The sequence below is a fragment of the Streptomyces sp. NPDC098789 genome (assembly GCF_044759975.1).
Taxonomy (GTDB): domain Bacteria; phylum Actinomycetota; class Actinomycetes; order Streptomycetales; family Streptomycetaceae; genus Streptomyces.
The window spans coordinates 164,175-180,248 of sequence record NZ_JBIWAJ010000019.1; the positions used below are offsets into that span (position 1 = coordinate 164,175).

Consider the following 16,074-nt stretch of genomic DNA (forward strand, 5'->3'; position numbering starts at 1 on the left):
TCTCAGAGGGTCGTGAGGACGTCGCGCAGGGCACCGATGACGGTGCTCTGGAGGTCCGGGGCCAGCGACGGGTACATGGGCAGCGAGAAGATCTCCCCGGCCAGCTCCTCGGTGACCGGCAGGGACCCCTTGCCGTATCCGAGGTGCTCGAAGCCGGTCATGGTGTGCACCGGCCAGGGGTAGCTGATGTTGAGCGAGATGTCGTGCTCGTTCTTGAGGCGCTCGATGATCTCGTCGCGCCGGGGGTGGCGGACCACGTACACGTAGTAGACGTGGTCGTTGCCGGGGTTGACCTTGGGCAGCAGCAGGCCGCCCGGGCCGGTGAGGTCGGCGAGTCCCTCCTCGTAGCGGCGGGCGATGGCGCGGCGCCCGTCGACGTAGGCGTCGAGGCGGGTGAGCTTGCGCCGCAGGATCTCCGCCTGCACTTCGTCCAGCCGGCTGTTGTGGCCGGGGGTCTGGACGACGTAGTAGACCTTGTCCATGCCGTAGTAGCGCAGCCGCCGCATGGCGAGGTCGACGTCGTCGTCGTTGGTGAGGACCGCGCCGCCGTCGCCGTAGGCGCCCAGGACCTTCGTCGGGTAGAAGGAGAAGGCGGCGGCGTCGCCCATCGAACCGGCGATCCTGCCGTGGTGACGGGCGCCGTGCGCCTGCGCGCAGTCCTCGACGAGGGCGAGGCCGTGCTCGGCGGCGAGGGCCTCCAGGGGTGCCATGTCCACGCACTGGCCGTACAGGTGCACCGGCAGCAGGGCCTTGGTGCGGGGGGTGATGGCGGCGGCGACCTGGTCGGTGTCCATCAGGAAGTCGTCGGCCCGGACGTCGACGAAGACGGGGGTGGCGCCGGCGCCGTCGATGGCGAGCACGGTCGGGGCGGCCGTGTTGGACACGGTGATCACCTCGTCCCCGGGGCCCACACCGACCGCCTGGAGGGCGAGCTTGATGGCGTTGGTGCCGTTGTCCACGCCGGTGCAGTGGCGGACGCCGTGGTGGGCCGCGAACTCTTCCTCGAAGCCGCGGACGCTCGCGCCGAGCACCAGCTGGCCCGAGTCGAAGACCGTCTCGACCGCGTCGAGGATGTCCTTGCGTTCCTCGTGGTATTCCGGCAGGTAGTCCCAGACGTACGTGGTCATGGGTGGGTCAGCCTCCAAGGCGGTGGTGAAAGGGGGGTGCGTGAACAGCGCCGTCAGAGCGCCCGGTCGCCCCAGGACTCGATGACGTCGCAGGCCGTCTCGACGCCCCGGTCGGCGCGCACGCGCGCACCGATCGCGGCGGCCCGCTCGGCCAGGCCGGGGTCGCCGATCACGGTGGCGACGGCGTGGCGCAGCTTCTCGGCGGTCATCTTCTGGAACGGCACCGGCGGGGTGGAGAGGCCCAGTTCGGCGAGCCGGTCCGCCCAGTAGGGGCCGTCGGCCCAGCAGGGCAGGGTCACGTGCGGAACGCCGGCGCGCAGCACGTCGGCCGTCGTACCGAACGAGGCGCCGTGGATGACGGCGGCCACCTTCGGGAAGAGCCAGCCGTAGTCGACCTCCTGCACCCGGAACACGTCGTCGGACCCGGTGCCCTCCGGTCCGCCGACCACGATCAGCCGGCGCCCGGCGCGGCGTACCGCGTCGCGCACCAGGGCGAAGGTCTCCTCGCCGTACACCGGCCAGGCGCTGCCGAGGGCGAGCACCAGCGGCTTCGAGCCGCCGTCGATGAAGTCGGCCAGGCCGGCCGGGGGTTCCTGGTCGGGGCGTTCGCGGACCCAGTAACCGGTGACGTGCGCGTGCGCGGGCCAGTCGGCCGGCGGGGGCATGAACGCCGGGCTGTAGGGATAGAGGATGGGCTGCTCGACGCCGAGCCGGCCGACGGGCGACTTCTTCACCGGCGACAGGCCCTGGCGGGCGCGGAGCTTGTTGACCGCGGGGCGCTGCCAGGCCCATTCCATCTGCGCGGACAGGGTGTGGGTGAGCTTGGTGTACGCCGGACCCAGCGGCAGGTCCGGCGTCTTGTACGCGCGGAACTCGCGGGTCTCGGTGATCGGCCACCAGGAGACGGTGCCCCAGGGGAGCCCGGGGCCGGCGTAACCCGCGCCGCGCGGGATCAGCGAGGTGAGCAGGAAGTCGGCGCCCTCCGCGGCCTCCTGCATCTTCTCCAGGGAGTTCGTCACCTCGTCCATCGTGGGACGCTCCATGGCCATCGCCGTACGGATCGACGACGGGCTCTTGCGGATCGCCTTGATGACGGCGGGGGCCGCGAAGTAGTCGGCGCTGTTGCCGGGAATCTCCCGGAACTCCAGCCCGGCCTCTTCCACCATCGGCCGGAAGTCCACGGACGTGGCCACGGACACGTCGTGCCCGCGCTCGCGCATCCCGATCCCCAGCGCCACGAAGGGATGGACGTCGCCTCGCGTCCCGAACGTCTGCAATGAAACCTTCATCGGACCCTCTGCAAGTTCTTTTGGTACCACTGGACTGTGTCGGCTATGCCGCTCTTCAAGGACCTCGGAGTGAAATCGACGACGCTGTGGAATCTTTCGAGGTCGAGCGCGCGACGGGCGGCCCCCACTGGTTTGTCCAGATCGAAGCGGACGCCGTTCGTGCGCCCGGTCGCCGCGGCCAGAAGATGGGCCAGATCGCGGATCGAAATGGATTCCGGAGTACCGATGTTGAGCGTTGTGTGCTCCGCGGACTGAACCATACACAAGATCGCGCGCACGAGATCGTTGACGTGTATGAAGGTCCGGGTCTGACTTCCGTCGCCCCAGATTTCGACGTCCTCACCGGACGCCAATTTCATCAGCATGTTCGGAATGACGTGATTGGTGGTCGTACCGAAATCGTCCCGCGGACCGTACACATTGGTGGGGCGGGGCGTGTAGATGCGCATTCCGAACTGCTCGCGGTGGAGATCCGCGGCCACTTCGGTGAACATCTTGGACATCCGGTAGCCGTTGGGCGAGAACTCCATGTGCCGGCGGTGGTCGTCCTCTTCCCGCATCGGCTTTTCGCTCTCGTACGAGTAGATCTCGGCCGAGCTGATGAGCACCACGTCCTGCATTTTGCAGTGACGGGCCAGTTGCAGCACGTTGGAGACCATGCGGACGTTCTCGTCGAACATCCGGCCCGAGTGCTCCAGCAGGAACTCCATGTTGCCGTCGAGGGTGGCGCAGTTGATGACGGCGTCGATGTGCGGCACCGTCTCGGCGGCGGCCAGCAGCGCCTCGTAGTCGAGGATGTCGACGCGCACGGTCGACAGGAACTCGGTCGCGGGTAACTCGGCCCGCACGTCCGGCCTGTCACTGCGGTACAGGCACAGGACGCGCGCGCCCCGGCCGAGCAGCTCCTCGACCACGTGCGAGCCCACGAAGCCGAGTCCGCCGGTGACCATGACGGTCCGGTCGGCCCAGTAGTCCGGTGCCATGTCAGCGCCGGGCAAGGTACGCCTCGACCTCGTCGGCGGCGCGGGTCGCGCCGCCGGCCGCACGGACCCGCTCCGCCATGTCGGCCACCCGCTGCTGGATCTCCGTGTCCTCGGCCGCCTTCAGCACGGCCGCGCGAAGGGCCTCGGGCGTGACCTCCTGCCGGGCGATCCGGACACCGATGCCCAGGTCGGCGATCCGGCGCGCGTTGAAGTCCAGCTCCACCGACTGCGGGACGGCCACCAGGGGCGTGCCGGCGGCGAGCGACTCCATCGTGCTGCGGATGCCCGCGTGCGTCACGAAGACGTCGGCGTGCTCCAGTACGGCGAGCTGCGCCACCTGCCGGTGCACCTCGAAGTTGGCGGGCAGGTCACCGAGGTCCGACGGGTCCACGTGGTCGCCGGTCGCCATCACCACGTGCCAGGGCAGGTCCGCGAACGCCTCGGCGCACGCTCGGTAGAAGTCCGGGCGCTCGTTGAACAGCGTGCCGAGTGCGATCAGCAGCACGGGCGCACCGCCCTGCGGCGGGGTCCACGTCGGCCGGGTCGCGGGGGCCGCGAGGCCCGGGCCGACGAAGACGTAGCGGTCGTCGAAGGTCTCGGCGGCGGGCTGGAAGTCCGCGGCGACGCAGACCAGGTTGAGGTCCTCCGACGCGGCGAGGAAGTCACCGGGGCCCGGTGCGGGCAGACCGTGTCCGGCCCGGAACTCGACCAGCTTCATCCCGAATTCGACCAGCGCCGGGTGCTGCGGGTCGATAGCGGGGAATTCCTCCGACAGCGCCTGGATCACGGAGAAGTGCTCGTTCGACGCGAGCAGCGGAATGATCTGCGCGGCCGGCGTCTCCCACTTCTCGGCGAGGGCCCGCGCACCGCAGTTCATCAGCGTGTCGTACAGCACGAGATCGGGCAGATCCGCGGCGAGTTCGTTCTCGGCGGCGGTCGCGACCGCGATGTTCTCCCGGAGGAGCTGGAGCGGACCCTTCACCATTTCTTCGGCCGTCATCTCCGCCGGCACGCTGCGGTTGGCGGGCCAGACCGATTCGTACGTGATGGCCTTGGCGCCGGCCGCCGATACCGCTCCGGAGAACTGCTCTGTCGTGATGTACGTGATCCGGTGCCCTCGTCCCACCAGGTCGGCTACCACCGCGAGGGTGGGGTTCACGTGTCCTTGGTAGGGGGCGCCGAGTACGGCTATGTGCTTCTTCAAGGGAATGACTCCAGTTCACTGCGGAATGCGTGAATGCGTGAATGCGTGAATGCGTGAGTGCATGAATGCGCGATCAAAGATCAGGGATCAATGGTCGAAGGCCAACGATGGAAAGGACTTCTACTACTGCCGGCCGGAGTCGAAAGGAGCCCTCAGGCCATTTCGTCGAGCCATGCCTCGACGACGCGCGCCGTGGCTTCCGCGTGCTCTTCCACGATGCCGAAGTGGTCGCTCGCCACTTCCCTGGCGGTGTGCTCCAGCTTCCAGTCGATGTGCAGCACGTGTGCGTGCTCCGGGTCTCCGGAGGAGGTCCACATCGGCTCGGTGGCACGGACGAGCAGCGTGGGCGTCTTGATGGGCTCGGGGCGCCAGCCACCGAGGATCCGGTGGTATCCGCCCATGGCGCTCAGCCGGGTGTCGTTCATGATGCCGCCGCCCAGCTTCGCCTCGCGGTCGAAGACCACGCCCAGCATCGCCACGCCGACGTCGTTGTTGACCTCGTCGTCGTCGGGCCAGGGCACGTCCAGCAGGACCAGCGCCACGGGTGCGGAGCCGAGTACCTCCAGGTGCGCGGTGACGGCGTGGGCGATCTGACCGCCTGCGGAGTGGCCCACGAGCACGAACGGATCGTCCCCGGCGGCCTGCACGAGTGCCTGTGCGTGGAGTTCGACGAGCGCCGCCATGTCGGCCGGAATGCTCTCGCCCTCCAGATATCCGGGCTGCGGTACGACCGTCACGTCGCGCCGGTCACGGAAGTGCTCGGCGAAGCGGGTGTACTGCTGGGGACCCGCGGTCGCCACCACGGCGGGGAGGCAGAACAGCGTGGGCCGCGCCGGCCCGACGGCCAGCCGCACGGGCTCCGGCAGGTGCTCCGCGGCCGACCCGCTGTCGAAGGCGGTCCGAAGGCTCGACGCCGCCATGATCAGCTCGTTGCCCGCCGTGTGCTGCCCGCTGGCGTGCGCCTGACGGAACATCGCCTCGATGCCCGCGGCCGGCGCCGGGGCCCGCGTACCGGAGGTCGCCGGGCCGCCGGCGGTGTCGAACCCGTCGGCAGCGTCGGGGCCGGTGAGCACCTTCTGCAGGTGTGCGACCACCGACGTCGGCTTCGTGTACTCGAAGAGGAACCCGGTCGGCAGGCGCAGCCCGGTCCGCGCACCGAGCCGGTTGCGCAGGTCCACCGACATCAGCGAGTTGAAGCCCTGCTCGAAGAACCCCCGGTGGAGGTCGACGGTCTCGGGTCCGGGGTGTCCCAGGACCACGGCCGTCTCGGCACGCACCAGGTCGGACAGCAGCTGGGTCCGGTCCGCTTCCGCGAGCCCGGCCAGCCGCCGCCGCAGGTCCGCTCCACCGGCGGTGCCGGTCGCACCGGCCGGTGCGGCGGTCCGCCGCGGCCCGCTGCGACGCGTGGCGGGCCGCCCGGACTTCTCCGGGGCGCCCACGGCGTCACCACCGGGCCAGGCAGCGTCCGGCGGGGTCAGCGCGAGCGCCTCGACCGACGCCACGGGGGCACCGGTCGCATCGGCCAGCGCGATCGAGAACGCGCCGAGCCGTCCGGTGGCGGTGATCCGCACCCGCAGCGCCGCAGCGCCGACGGCGTGCAGCGAAACGCCCTGCCAGGAGGAGGGGAGCCACGGCCCGTTCGGGCCCGCGTCCTCCCCCGCGCTCGCGAGGACCCGAGCGGCGTCCAGAGCGGCGTCGAACAGCGCCGGGTGCAGACCGTAGCGGGCCGCTTCCCCCTGCTGCTCGTCCGCACCGGGCAGGCTCACCTCGGCGAACACGTCACCGTCGGCCCCCTGCCAGAGGCCGTCCAGCTCCTCGCTCTCCACCGCCACGGCTCCTGCCGGCGGCCAGGACACCAGGTCCCATGCCGGCGTCGAACCGTCGCCGGTGGTCAGCACGCCCGTGGCGTGGCACACCCACGGGGCGTCGGCCGATCCGGCCTCGGTCCGCGAATGGACGCTGAACTTGCGGCGCCCCGTCCAGTCCGGCTCCGCGGCCCGCACCCGGAGCTGGGCACCGCCCTGCGCGGGCAGTACCAGGGGTGCCTGGAGCGTGAGCTCGTCGACCACGTCGCAGCCGACTTCGTCGCCGGCCCTCAGCGCCATCTCCACGAACGCCGTCGCGGGCAGCAGCGCGGCCCCCTCCGCGCCGTGTGCGGGCAGCCACGCATGTGCCTGCGCCGACAGCCGTCCGGTGAGCACGATCCCGTCCGAGCCGGGCAGCTCGATCGCGGCGCCGAGGAAGGGGTGGTCTGCGGGCAGCAGACCCACCGAGGCCATGTCGCCGGTGGCGGAGGCACCTGCGTCGAGCCAGTAGCGGCGCCGCTGGAACGCGTACGTCGGCAGCTCGACCCGTGACGCGCCCGTCCCCTCGAAAACGCCAGCCCAGTCGACGTCCACGCCCTGGACCCACACCTCGGCAAGCGAGGCGTAGAACCGGTCCAGACCGCCCTCATTGCGGCGCAGCGTGCCCGCCACAACAGCGGATTCGGCCTGGTCCTGGACGCTCATCGTCAGCACGGGATGCGCACTGACCTCGATGAAGGTGCCGTGCCCCTGCGCGACCAGATCCTCGATCGCACCCTGGAAACGGACCGTCTGACGCAGATTCCGATACCAATACCCGGCATCGAGAGTCGTCGTGTCCAGCCAATCCCCCTCCACCGTGGAGAAGAACGGCACCCGTGCGGCCATGGGCTGTACGCGCGCCAGCACCTCGGCGAGTTCGCCCTCGATCCGCTCCACATGCGAGGTGTGCGAGGCATAATCCACCGCAACCCGCCGGGCCCGAACACCCTCCGCTTCGCACGCGGCGAGAAGCTCGTCCAGCGCCTCCGGCTCACCGGCGACAACGGTGGAGGTGGGGCCGTTCAGCGCCGCGACCTCCAGCCGACCAGCCCAACCCACCAGACGGGACTCCACCTCCGCCAAAGGCAGCGCGACGGACATCATCCCGCCGAACCCAGCCAGGCTGCCCGCAATGGCCTGCGACCGCAGCGCCACCACACGAGCACCATCCTGCAACGACAGCCCACCCGCGACACAAGCCGCAGCGATCTCGCCCTGCGAATGACCCACCACAGCGGACGGCTTCACGCCGAAGGACTGCCACAACTCGGCGAGGGAGACCATCACAGCCCACGAAACCGGCTGGACCACATCCACCCGCTCCAACGACGGCGCGCCCGAAGCCTGACGAACCACCGCCTCCAAATCCCAGTCCACGAACTCCGCCAACGCCCGACCACACTCGGCCATCCGCCCGGCGAACACCGGCGAGGAATCCAGCAGATCCACCGCCATCCCCGCCCACTGCGAACCCTGACCCGGGAACACGAACACCACCCGGCCGCCAGAGCCTGAAACCACACCCTCCACCAGACCCGAAGCCGGCAGACCATCACGCAACGCACCAATGCCAGACGCGAGTTCACCCAACGCACCACCGATGACCACAGCACGGTTCTCGAACTCCGCCCGCCCCGCGGCCAACGACCAACCCACATCCACAGGCGACAGACCCACACCGCCGGACTCGACGAGCGATGCCAGCCGACCAGCCTGATCCCGCACGGCCTCCGCCCCACGGCCGGACACCACCCACGGCACGGCCACCGGCGCCGCCTCGACCACCTCAACCCCAAGGTCGACGTCCGGAGCCTGCTCAAGGATCACGTGCGCGTTCGTACCGCTCACACCGAACGACGACACACCCGCACGACGGACCCGGTCAACAGCACCGGGCACCCACTCGCGCGCCTCGCTCAGCAGCTCGACCGCACCCGCCGACCAATCCACCTTCGACGACCGCTCACCGACGTGCAGCGACTCCGGCATGATCCCGTGCCGTAGCGCCTGCACCATCTTGATCACACCGGCTACACCGGCAGCAGCCTGCGTGTGACCGATGTTGGACTTCAACGAGCCGAGGTACAGCGGCCGTTCGGCCGGACGCTCCTGCCCGTACGTCGCCAGCAGCGCCTGCGCCTCGATCGGGTCGCCCAGCGTCGTAGCCGTACCGTGCGCCTCCACCACGTCCACATCAGCCGCCGACACACCCGCATTCGCCAACGCAGCGCGGATCACCCGCTGCTGCGCCGGACCGTTCGGCGCGGTCAGGCCGTTGCTCGCACCGTCCTGATTCACGGCGGAACCACGGACGACCGCCAACACGGGGTGACCGTTGCGCCGAGCGTCCGACAACCGCTCCAGCAGCACCATGCCGGCGCCTTCACCCCAGCCCGTGCCGTTCGCCGCATCGGAGAACGCCCTGCAGCGGCCGTCCGACGAGAGGGCCCGCTGGCGGCTGAACTCCACGAACAGGCCCGGAGTGGACATGACCGTGACGCCACCCGCCAGGGCGAGCGTGCACTCCCCCGCACGCAGCGCCTGGGCGGCCAGGTGCAGGGTGACCAGGGAGGAGGAGCAGGCGGTGTCCACGGACACCGCCGGGCCTTCGAGGCCGAAGGTGTACGAGAGGCGGCCCGACACCACGCTGGCGGAGATTCCGGTGGCGAGGTAGCCGTCCGACTCGTTGGGCGAGCGGAACAACAGGGCGCTGTAGTCCTGGCCGTTCGTTCCGGCGAAGACACCGGTCCGGCTGCCGCGCAGCGTGGACGGGTCGATGCCGGCCCGTTCGATCGCCTCCCACGAGGTCTCCAGGAGCAGCCGCTGCTGCGGGTCCATGGCGAGGGCCTCGCGCGGTGCGATTCCGAAGAACCCGGGGTCGAAGTCGGCCACGCCCTCCAGGAAGGAGCCCTCCCGGACGTAGCTCTTGCCGATGCGGTCGGGATCGGGGTCGAACAGGGTCGCCATGTCCCAGCCCCGGTCCTGCGGGAACTCGGTCACCGCGTCACCTCCGGAGGCCAGCAGCTGCCAGAGCTCCTCCGGGGAGTTCGCGCCGCCCGGGAAGCGGCAGCCCATTCCGACGATGACGATCGGATCGTCGTCCGTCGCGGCGGCCGGCGCCGACGGGGTCCCGGCCACGGTCCGCCCCGCACCGGCGTCGCCGTCCGTCGCGCCGGGGAGTTCGGAGCTCAGGTGCTGCGCGAGTGCGGTGGGCGTCGCGTAGTCGAAGACCAGCGTGGCCGAGAGCGTGAGACCGGTCGTGGCGGCGAGGTGGTTGCGCAGTTCGACGGCGGTCAGGGAGTCGAATCCGACGTCCTTGAAGGGCCGGTGGGCGTCGATGGCGTGGGCCGAGGCGTAGCCCAGCACCGTCGCGGCGCTGTCGCGCACCAGGTCGAGCAGGTGCTTGTGCCGGTCGGCCGGAGCCAGTCCGGTCAGCTGGTGGGCGAGGGCGTCCGCCGGGGTCCCCGTGCGGGTGCTCGCCGCGGCGTCGCCGCTGGTCACCGCGCGCCGGACCGGGGACGGCACCAGGCTGCGCAGCAGGGCGGGCGTCTGGCCGTTGTCACGGAGGGCGGGCAGGTCGAGGCGTACGGGGACGAGCGTCGGCCGCGCGCTGACGAGGCCCGCGTCGAACAGGGCCAGGCCCTGCTCGGCGGAGATGGGCAGGATGCCGAGGCGTGCCATCCGGGTCAGGTCGGTGTCGCCCAGCCGTCCGCCCATGCCGCCGATCTCGGGTCCCCACAGCCCCCAGGCCATGGAGACCGCGGGGAGTCCGAGGGTGTGCCGGTGCGCGGCCAGGGCGTCGAGGAAGGCGTTGGCCGCCGCGTAGTTGCCCTGCCCGGCGCCGCCGAAGGGCGAGGCGGCCGCGGAGAAGAGCACGAAGGCGCGCAGGTCCAGGCCGGCCGTCAGTTCGTGGAGGTGCCAGGCCGCGTCGACCTTGGGCCGCAGCACCGCGTGCCACTGCCCCTCCTCCATGGTGGCGACCACCGCGTCGTCGACGATGCCCGCGGTGTGGACGACGCCGATCAGCCGGTCGCCGAGCGAGTCCACGACAGCCGCCATGGCCTCGCGGTCGGCGACGTCGGCGGCGACCATCCGTACGGAGGCTCCCAGCGCCTCCAGTTCGTCGGCCCACTGCTCGTCCCGGCCGGAGCGGGACACCAGCACCAGCTCGGTCACGCCGTGGGTCTCGACGAGGTGACGGGTCACCAGGCGTCCCAGTCCCCCGGTCGCTCCGGTCACCAACACCGCCCCGTCGGCGAGGCCGAGGTCGGTGGCGGGCAGGGCGGGCACCACGGCACGGCGCAGGCGGGGGACGTGGGCACGCCCCTCGCGGACCGCGATCCGCGGCTCGTCCGCTCCGGTCGCTCCGGTCGCTGCCAGGCCCGTACGAAGGGTCTCCTCGTCGAGCCGGTCGGTCTCCAGGAGGACGAACCGTCCCGGGTTCTCCGACTGGGCGGAGCGCACGAGACCGCGGATCGACTCGGCCACGAGCTCGTCGTCCGTTCCCGCCGACGTCGCGGTGGCCACGACCAGACGGGACGACGCCGCCTTCGGTTCCGCCAGCCACTGCTGGAGGACCTCCAGGACGTGCTGCCCGACGGCGTGCACCCGCTCGGGCAGGGAGCCGTCCGGATCGCCGGCCCCGGGTTCGAAGACGACGACGGACGGTACCGTCCGACCGTCCGCCAGGTCTGCGTACGAGCACCGGTCGTCCGCGGCCGCTGCCGAGCCGCTCGCGGCCCGCACCCATTCGACCTCGAACAGGGCGTCGCGGCCGTAGGGGTTGTCGGTGGGCAGCGCCTGCGGGGAGAAGGCGCGCAGGGCGACCGCGCCGACGTCGAGCACCGGAGCCCCGGTGTCGTCCGCGGCGCTGATGGCCACGGTGTCCGGGCCCGTGGGCGTGAGCCGTACGCGCAGCGAGCTCGCGCCCTTCGCGTAGGCCCGTACGGTGGACCACGAGTGCGCCAGGCAGCTCGCGTCGGGGTCGAGGACTTCGGAGAGGTCGGGTACGAGGCCGAGCCGCACGGTCAGCCGCAGTGCCGTCTCCAGGACCGCCGGGTGGACCCCGTAGCGATCGGAGTCACCGCTCTCGGCGGACTCGGGCAGGCACAGGTCCGCGTACGCCCTGCCCTCGGACTCCCACACCGCCCGTACGCCGGGAAGTGTCAGGTCCGTCCTTTCGACCGCGTTCCGCGGCGGCCAGGAAGCGAGGTCCGAGGCGGTGTGCGCCTCTCTCTCGTCCCACGCGCCGTCCCGGACGGCCAGCGTGGCGGTGGCGTGCTCGGTCCAGCCGTCCCGGTCGATTCCGGTGCCCGTGCCGGTACCGGTGCCGGTGTCGGCCTCGGTGGTGATCCGGGAGTGGACCCGCACCGGCCGGCGCCGCTCGTCGGCCTCGGGGGCGTCCACGCTCAGTTGGATCGTCGTGCTCCCCGCGGCCGGGAAGGTGATCGGTGCGCAGATGTCGAGCTCGTCGACGACGGGGGCGTTCACGTGCTCGCCCACATGGGTGAGCACGTCGACGAGCGCCGATCCGGGAAGTACGACCACGTCACCGATCCGGTGGTCCGCCAGCCACGGGTGCGTCTTCAGCGACAGCCGGGCGGTGTAGACGGCCCCGTCCCGTCCCGCGAGGTCCACGGCCGCCCCGAGCAGGGGGTGGTCGGCGAAGGCCAGGCCGACGGAGGTCACGTCGCCCCCGCTCTGCGGGCCGTTCTCCAGCCAGTAGCGCTGGCGTTGGAAGGCGTACGTCGGCAGGTCCACCCGGGACGCACCCGTCCCCTCGAACGCCCGGGTCCAATCGACGGGGACACCGTGCGTCCACGCACGCGCCACACCGGCTATGAACGAGCGTTCCTCGCCGCGACCCGAGCGCAGCACGGGGACGAAGACACCGTCCGGCACACACTCCGCTCCCATCGCGCTCAGCACCCCCTCAGGACCCAACTCGACGAATACGGAGACGCCTTGAGTCCTGAGCGCCTGGGCGCCGTCCGCGAAACGAACCGCTCCGCGCACGTGCCGCACCCAGTACTCCGGCGAACACAACTCATCCGGCGTCGCCACCGTACCCGTCACGTTCGACACCACCGGCATCCGCGGAGGCCCGTATGTCAAACCCTTCGCGACCTCGCGGAACTCCTCCAACATCGCGTCCATCCGCGGCGAATGGAACGCGTGCGAGACGACCAGCCGCTTCGTCTTACGACCCTGAGACTTGAGCGCCGCCGCCACCTCGACCACGACGTCCTCGTCACCGGACACCACGACCGACGACGGACCGTTCACCGCGGCGACCGACACCCGCGAGCCGTAGTCGGCCAAAAGCTCGACGACATCCGCCTCCGACGCCTGCACCGCCACCATCGCGCCACCCACAGGCAACGCCTGCATCAGACGACCACGCGCAGCCACCAGACGCGCCGCGTCCTCCAACGACCACACACCCGCCACGCACGCGGCAACCAACTCACCGATCGAGTGACCGCCCACGAACTCGGGCCGCACACCCCACGATTCGACCAGCCGGAACAACGCCCACTCCACGGCGAACAGACCCGCCTGAGTGAACACCGTCTCGTCCAACGCGCCCTCAGCACCCCCCTCACCGAAGACGACCTCACGCACACCACCCACCACATGACCGGACAACTCCCGGTCCAACACGGCACAGACTTCGTCGAACGCCGCCGCGAACACCGGGAAACGCTCGTACAACTCCCGCCCCATACCGACCCGCTGCGAACCCTGACCCGAGAACAACACGGCCACCCGACCACCACCCGCCACGGCGCCCGGACCCACCACCACACCCGGAACCGACTCACCGCGTGCCAACCCGGCTGCTCCAACAGCCAGTTCTTCGAGCCCACCACCGATCACCACGGCGCGGTGGTCGAATTCGGCGCGCCCGGCCGCCAACGACCAGCCCACGTCCACCGGGAACAGGGCCGCATCGCCCTCGACCCGCGACGACAGTCCCGCCGCCTGCCCACGCAGCCCCTCGGCTCCGCGCCCGGAGAGCACCCACGGCACCACCGCCGGAACCGCGACCGCCGGCGCCACCTCGGGCGCGGGTTCGAGCTCCGGAGCCTGCTCGATGATCACGTGGGCGTTCGTACCGCTCACGCCGAACGACGACACGCCCGCACGACGCGGACGCCCCTCGACCGCAGGCCAGTCCCGCGCCTCGGCGAGGACCTCGACCGCGCCCGCGGACCAATCGACCTCCGACGACGGCTCGCCGACGTGCAGCGACTTCGGCAGTACGCCGTGCCGCATGGCCAACACCATCTTGATCACACCGCCCACGCCGGCGGCGGCCGCGGAGTGACCGATGTTGGACTTCAGCGAGCCCAGCCACAGGGGCCGGTCGGCGGGGCGGTCCTGGCCGTACGTCGCCAGCAGTGCCTGCGCCTCGATCGGGTCGCCCAGGGTCGTACCGGTGCCGTGCGCCTCCACCGCGTCCACGTCCGCCGCGGAGACCCGGGCATCGGCCAGGGCCGCGCGGATGACGCGCTGCTGCGAAGGACCGTTCGGAGCCGTCAGACCGTTGCTCGCACCGTCCTGGTTCACCGCGGAACCGCGGACGACCGCCAACACGGGGTGACCGTTGCGCCGGGCGTCGGACAACCGCTCCAACACCAGGACTCCGGCGCCCTCGCCCCACGCCGTGCCGTCCGCCGCGTCGGAGAACGGCCGGCAGCGCCCACTCGGCGACAGGGCGCCCTGTCGACTGAACTCCACGAACGCGCCGGGAGTGGTCATCAGGGTCACGCCGCCGGCGAGCGCGAGCGTGCACTCGTCGTTGCGCAGGGACTGGGCGGCCAGGTGCAGGGTCACCAGGGACGACGAGCAGGCCGTGTCCACGGTCACCGCGGGGCCTTCGAGGCCCAGGAAGTACGAGACCCGACCGGACAGCACCGCTCCGGACCTACCGGTGCCCAGGTAGCCTTCGAGCCCCTCCGGGGTCTGCTGCAGCAGGGCGCCGTAGTCCGAACCGTTCGTACCGGCGAAGACGCCGGTACGACTTCCCTTGAGCGACTGCGGCGAGATGCCGGCCCGCTCCAGGGCTTCCCAGGACGTCTCCAGCAGCAACCGGTGCTGCGGATCCATCGCCAGCGCCTCGCGCGGCGAGATGCCGAAGAAGCCGGGGTCGAAGTCGGTGACGCCCTCCAGGAAGGCGCCCTCGCGCACGTAGGTCTTCCCGTGGCGCGTGGGATCCGGGTCGTACAGGTCCTCGTCCCAGCCGCGGTCGGTGGGGAACCCGGAGACGGCGTCGGTGCCGGAGTCCAGGAGCGACCACAGTCCCTCGGGGGACGTCACGCCCCCGGGGAAACGGCAGCCGATGGCGACGATGGCAATGGGCTCCCGAGAAGCCGCCGCGATCCGACGGTTCTCCTTGCGGAGGCGTTCGGTTTCTTTCAGCGAAGTGCGTAGCGCTTCAAGAATCTTCTCAGGAGACGTATTACTCATTGCCAACTCCACGCAGGTACAGGCGATTCAGGAACGTTTGAGGCGATTCGAAGAATTCATGTTCATCGATCAGACATCAGAATTTTCGAAGGCGATTCGGAGCAGGGCTTCCGCATCCATCGAGTCGATCGACTCCTCATCGACCGGTCCCTGCTCGCCCTCACCTCCGGAAAGGGCTTCATTGCTCTCGAACTCCGCCAGCCGCAGCAGGATGTCCATGAGTCCCGCGTCCCGGATGCGGGCGAGCGGAATGGACGCCAGTGCTTCGCGCACCCGGGAGTCGCCCGGCTGCTCCGCGGCGTCCCCTTCGACCTCCGGGACCAGGCGCGTACGCAGGTTGTCCGCCAGGGCGGCCGGACTCGGGTAGTCGAAGACGAGCGTCGCGGGCAGCGAAAGGCCGGTGGCGGCCTTCAGCCTGTTGCGCAGCTCGACCGCGGTGAGCGAGTCGAACCCGAGCTCCTTGAAGGCCCGGTCGGGATCCACGGCGTCGGCGTTCGGGTGCGCCAGCACCCGTGCCACGTGGGTCCGTACGAGCACGAGCAGCTCGTGCGCCCGATCGGCGGGGGAAAGTCCCGCCAGTCGCTCGCCCAGTGAAGCGGAGGAGGACCCGCCCGCACCCGCTCCGGTCGGATCGGACACCTCGCCGGAGGTCTCCAGGAGGCGGACGACCTCGGGAAGGTCCGAGATCAACGGCGAGCGGCGGACGGTGGTGAACGAAGAGGCGAACCGTGCCCAGTCCACGTCCGCGACCATGGCGAACTCGTCGCCCCGGTCGAGGACCTGGTCCAGTGCGGCGAGGGCGTCCTCGGGCGCCATCGCCTCGAACCCACTGCGGTGGGCCCACTTCCCCCGCGTCTCCCCCGCCGCGAGGCCGTCTCCTGCCCAGCCTCCCCAGGCGATGGAGGTGCCGGGGAGTCCGAGCCCACGACGCTGTTCCACCAACGCGTCCAAGAACGCATTGGCCGCGGCGTAGTTACCCTGCCCAGCACCACCCACCGCCCCCGCCAACGACGAGAACATCACGAACAACGACAGGTCCAGACCCCGCGTCAACTCATCCAAATGCCGTGCGGCATCCGCCTTCGACCGCAAGACGAAAGCCAACCGCTCCGGCGTCAACGACCCGATCACACCGTCATCGAGAACACCGGC

6 protein-coding genes are annotated in these 16,074 nt (G+C 70.7%); all 6 read right to left on the minus strand.

Annotated features, from left to right (window positions below; all coding sequences use genetic code 11):
• Positions 1–2 precede the first annotated feature (2 nt).
• Entirely contained in the window at positions 3–1,127 is a 1,125-nt protein-coding gene (locus tag ACIQWR_RS31775; protein WP_404016659.1) for a DegT/DnrJ/EryC1/StrS family aminotransferase, read from the minus strand.
• 53 nt (positions 1,128–1,180) lie between these two features.
• The gene (locus ACIQWR_RS31780; RefSeq protein WP_404016662.1) at positions 1,181–2,416 is read right to left on the minus strand and encodes a glycosyltransferase; all 1,236 of its coding nucleotides are present in this window, start codon (positions 2,414–2,416) and stop codon (positions 1,181–1,183) included.
• The gene (locus ACIQWR_RS31785) at positions 2,413–3,399 is read right to left on the minus strand and encodes an NAD-dependent epimerase/dehydratase family protein (RefSeq protein ID WP_404016665.1); all 987 of its coding nucleotides are present in this window, start codon (positions 3,397–3,399) and stop codon (positions 2,413–2,415) included. Before ACIQWR_RS31785 ends, ACIQWR_RS31780 begins: the two co-directional genes overlap by 4 nt.
• Before the next feature lies 1 nt (position 3,400).
• On the minus strand, positions 3,401–4,603 hold the full coding sequence (locus ACIQWR_RS31790; RefSeq protein ID WP_404016668.1) for a macrolide family glycosyltransferase: 1,203 nt from the start codon (positions 4,601–4,603) through the stop codon (positions 3,401–3,403).
• 152 nt (positions 4,604–4,755) lie between these two features.
• Positions 4,756–14,922 carry an SDR family NAD(P)-dependent oxidoreductase gene (locus tag ACIQWR_RS31795; RefSeq protein ID WP_404016671.1) on the minus strand — a complete coding sequence of 3,389 codons (10,167 nt, stop codon included), beginning with the start codon at positions 14,920–14,922 and terminating at the stop codon, positions 4,756–4,758.
• 69 nt (positions 14,923–14,991) lie between these two features.
• Positions 14,992–16,074 (minus strand): beta-ketoacyl reductase (locus tag ACIQWR_RS31800; protein ID WP_404016673.1); only part of this gene is annotated, 1,083 nt, incomplete at its 5' end.

Excerpts from the sequence above, each read along its gene's own strand:
- ACIQWR_RS31780 (WP_404016662.1), bottom strand. The coding sequence starts at position 2,416 with ATGAAGGTTTCATTGCAGACGTTCGGGACGCGAGGCGACGTCCATCCC.
- ACIQWR_RS31785 (WP_404016665.1), bottom strand. The coding sequence starts at position 3,399 with ATGGCACCGGACTACTGGGCCGACCGGACCGTCATGGTCACCGGCGGA.
- ACIQWR_RS31795 (WP_404016671.1), bottom strand. The coding sequence starts at position 14,922 with ATGAGTAATACGTCTCCTGAGAAGATTCTTGAAGCGCTACGCACTTCG.
- ACIQWR_RS31775 (WP_404016659.1), bottom strand. The coding sequence starts at position 1,127 with ATGACCACGTACGTCTGGGACTACCTGCCGGAATACCACGAGGAACGC.